The 3,816-nt window shown below is 41.5% G+C and carries 4 protein-coding genes; 2 read left to right on the top strand and 2 right to left on the bottom strand.

Going from position 1 to position 3,816, the window contains the following annotated elements; all coding sequences use genetic code 11:
• The first annotated feature begins 178 nt into the window (after nucleotides 1-178).
• Nucleotides 179-1,108 carry an autotransporter outer membrane beta-barrel domain-containing protein gene (locus tag REG_RS09570; protein WP_006705454.1) on the top strand — a complete coding sequence of 310 codons (930 nt, stop codon included), beginning with the start codon at nucleotides 179-181 and terminating at the stop codon, nucleotides 1,106-1,108.
• Nucleotides 1,109-1,782: 674 nt separating this feature from the next.
• Complete coding sequence (locus REG_RS09565; protein ID WP_006705453.1) at nucleotides 1,783-2,751, top strand: hypothetical protein; 969 nt, start codon at nucleotides 1,783-1,785, stop codon at nucleotides 2,749-2,751.
• Nucleotides 2,752-3,066: 315 nt separating this feature from the next.
• On the opposite strand, the gene REG_RS14735 is transcribed toward REG_RS09565, so the two are convergent.
• Together REG_RS14735 and REG_RS09560 are read right to left on the bottom strand one after the other, a co-directional pair.
• Nucleotides 3,067-3,327 carry a hypothetical protein gene (locus REG_RS14735; protein ID WP_043913939.1) on the bottom strand — a complete coding sequence of 87 codons (261 nt, stop codon included), beginning with the start codon at nucleotides 3,325-3,327 and terminating at the stop codon, nucleotides 3,067-3,069.
• A complete protein-coding gene (locus tag REG_RS09560) occupies nucleotides 3,269-3,634 on the bottom strand; it encodes a phage baseplate assembly protein V (RefSeq protein ID WP_006705452.1) in 366 nt (121 codons plus the stop codon). The genes REG_RS14735 and REG_RS09560 overlap by 59 nt, the downstream gene beginning before the upstream one ends.
• Between the last annotated feature and the right edge of the window lie 182 nt (nucleotides 3,635-3,816).

Below are 3,816 nucleotides of genomic sequence, written 5' to 3'. Positions count from 1 at the left end.
AAGGCACCTCAACCGGCTCCAATAGCGCCTAAGGCACCTCAACCGGCTCCAATAGCGCCTAAGGCACCTCAACCGGACTCCAATAGCGCCTAAGGCACCTCAACCGGCTCCAATAGCGCCTAAGGCACCTCAACCGGATCCAAGTAACGCCTCATCCCCGCCTCAACCGGCGCAAGTAGTGGAATCAAGCGCCTTCCAGGATGTTGTTTCCGTATTTACTATCGATGCGACAAATACTCGCGATACCATTTCTAAATTAGCAACAGATACTTTTTCTGTTATGGCGTTTCAGCAGCAAGCTTTGACGAGGTTGCAGCAGGGGTGTATTTCAGCTCGCGGTGATTGGTGCTGGTCAATTAATACGAATATTTCTCATGTGATAACGAAAGATATTGTTCCCGGGTTTAATTTGGGGTATGGCCTGACAGAGCTATTTTCCCTCGGTGGCGTGATTGAACATGCGTTTTCCCGTCCTTTTTCAGATACTCATGAAATTAATGGTAATAATTTTGGCCTCGGTTTTTATGCTGACTGGCATTTTCCGTTTAGCTTTGGCAAAAGCTATTTGCGTCCGGCGGTTTCGTTCAGTCAGTATGACCTGGATATTGAACGTTCTGTTTTGTCTCACACCGAAGGTGGAAAAGGCAATAGCAAACTGAACGGGTTAGGCGCATCCATTGAAGGGGGGCAAAACTTTATTTTTAGCAATAGAGTTTCACTGGGCTGGCATGCGGGGCTACGTTATAGCCACCTTTCCCGAAATACTTATCAGGAGAAAAATGCAGTGAGTTTCCCTGTAGAGTACGATGAGATTAATTATGACAATGCGACCGGTTACATGGGGGCGGATGTCCGAGTTTCTGTTTTACCCTCTCTAATGTGGATGTCGGGCATTGAAATCCGACACACGCTAAAAGACAATGATTTGATATACAACGCGCAAGCCGATGCCATAGGCGCATTTAGTACTAAAGCCGATTTAACCGAAACGCGCAATATGCTAAAAACAGGTGTGACATACACATTACATAAAAACCTTTCTTTATCGGTGCTGACATCGTTAAATCAAACAAATGAAGGTAATAAAAAACTGGAATACCACTTTTAGCCTGAATGGACATTTTTAGTCTAATAAGGTGTTCTACGCCGTACCACCGGAAATTTTTTCACCCCAGCTTAGGGTGTTGTAAGCACAAAATATATACTCAATGAATTTCGAGTTACGGCAAGGCGGCAATCAAGCGAATCCTAGGAGTGTACAAGTAGTACATGACAGAGGATGAGTGCGAGCTGCCAACGCCGCCGTAACTTGAAAGGCGAAGGGTATAGACGGGTCAATGCTCGCCTTGGCGATCCGCGTAGCGACTTGGCATTGACGCGACAGAGCGACTTTACCTTTAGGGGCTCCTTTTTCAGGAGATTTATATGAACGCCCTGCTGCGTAACATCAGTAAATGATATAGATAAGCTCTTTTTGTTATTTTGGCAATTCGATGTAATTGTCTGGGTTAGAAAAAAAAGTACAAAAACAAAAATAATAGAAATTTATTATATATATTGCTTGCAATATTATGTTAGCGTTATTTTTGTGGTTTTCTCACATGTATTAAGTGGCAATACCATCATGCTATTTAATTGTTTTGATTTTATCTTTTAGCCGGTAATTGTTGAGCATGGCTAGCCAGTAAGACATGTCGGCTCAGTGTGAAATGCTAGACAGGTATAATGATTTTACCACCGGTTTTAATTCACTAACGGTATGATTATCATCATGGAGGCAGCATGGAAATAATTTATCGACCACCGGGCAATTATTTTAATACTACCCGGCTAAACCTCAGAAGAATCCGTAGGGTAATTAAAGCAACTTCGCTTCAAGAAGCGACGAAAATGGGATTGTTCGATAAAATTTTTGATAAATTTTTAAGAAACGGAGGCAAAAGAAAGCGCATTATAGAACTGTACCAACAACTGACTGAACCTGATTCTTGCGAGTCAAGTGAAAACACGCCAATAAAAATGGCCTCTAAATTTAATAAATTACGGGAAATAGCCAATGAGGACTATAAACACGATTTTCAAATTGCAATCCATCAAGATATGGAGCAACCAGATCGCTGGTCATATTCTTTTAGCATTGAAAAATATCTAATTTATCAATCTGAACCATTAGATTATTGTTATGAAAATAATTTCAATGAATTATGTGCACTAAAAATAGGTAACGATTTTGAAAATGATTTCGATGAATGTAAAGAACATTTATCACAAGAGAATTTTATTGCGTCACGAATTCAAACAATGTCAGATAATAAGTCAGTGATAGAAAAAATTCACAAAGAACTTGATAACCCTAACTATGCTAAAGATAAACTGTTAGGGCTGTTTGACGCTGAAAATAGTGATGACATATTCTTCGTGCATTTTAAAAGTGATTTACCTGAATTATCGCGTCATGTACTTGAACTATCAAACCGGGGTAACGAAAATGGTGAATTCCGTGGGAGCCTTTTGAAAAAGGCAATACAAGAATCTCACTATAAAAATTTAAGAGAACTGTGCAGTCATGGCTTTATGACTAAAGATGATTCCCTTCTTGTTTATTTTTCTACGCCACACAAATTTAATCTAATAAATTACATCGGTAAGGATAATCTTGGAAACGTCCGGCATATTTTACGTAATAAAAAAGTAGGAAATACTAACCTGTGTGAGTTATTTAAGCTAGATTTGCCAGAGCGGGTCTCTTAGAGACTATTAAAGTTTGCATGGTGACTTTCCAGGAAAAGAAAAAAGAAGATTTTCCAACTCGTAATCAATAGCACAAAAGATTTTTGCAGGGCGGGCAATATACATGCACCGGATTATAGGGTGAGGTTTACGGTCGGGAAAGCTCCGGCTTACAGACCCTTCGTCCGAATGTAGGTTATATGTCAATGCTACTTTAGATTGGGCTCTTCCGCAAATAATGTTGGTGCTAAAGACAGTTCAACGCCGGTCACTGAAGAAATAACAGGCGATCCCCTATTAGAGGTATCAATCGTGAGATGTTCTGACTCCCACGGGTCATAATTCCGCCCAAGGAGAGCATAAAAAAGACGTCAGTCGACGTCTGTTTACTATTGACGGGGCGGGAAACAAACCAGCAACAACATCCCCGCTTACAGCAACATCTCCTCCTGTTACGTGGATATTACCCTCAATAGCCACACCTTTGTGTACCGTCAGTTTACCTGTCACCGTCACGTCAGGCGCATCGAGGGTTATCTTACCTTGCTTGATCAGTATCGTTAAGTGATCCGGTTTGTATTCCGATACGATCACCATTATCCCATGCCAGTAACACGGCATCCTGATCTTTGCTGGGTACGGATCGTTTCTGATGAAAATAACTGCCAACAATCGTGGCTAATCCTAATTCACCACTAGGCGCTGCAATTAGTACCTGCTCACCTTTTTTTAACGATGCCCAAATACGAACCTGGCCTGCGCGCAGTGCTAGCATTGGCAACCAATCCATCACCAGAAGTTTACCTAGCCTGACACGGGTGCGAACACGTTTACAATCGACTTCTTCTACTACCCCTACACGAATCAAATTTGCAACACGTTGTTCAAATTCTGCTTCATGCAACTCAAATTATGGTTAGTGCTTCCTGCGGAGGAACTCTCTCACCAAGACGTGCGTCACCACTCACTAAACGGTTACGACAATCTGTTGGCAACAACAGAGGTGTCATAGGGATGATATCCCGATATGGTCTGTTGCAAGATTGCAACTAGATAGAAATAGAGTATGAAACTTTTCCCGTAGTG

This window comes from Candidatus Regiella insecticola LSR1 (genome assembly GCF_000143625.1).
Classification (GTDB): Bacteria; Pseudomonadota; Gammaproteobacteria; order Enterobacterales; family Enterobacteriaceae; genus Regiella; species Regiella insecticola.
The sequence above is the reverse complement of the archived record's forward strand: the minus strand, read 5'-3'. Positions and strand labels throughout refer to the sequence as shown.

Coding starts and splice junctions, on each gene's coding strand:
- REG_RS09565 (WP_006705453.1), top strand. CDS start 1,783: ATGGAAATAATTTATCGACCACCGGGCAATTATTTTAATACTACCCGG.
- REG_RS14735 (WP_043913939.1), bottom strand. CDS start 3,327: ATGGTGATCGTATCGGAATACAAACCGGATCACTTAACGATACTGATC.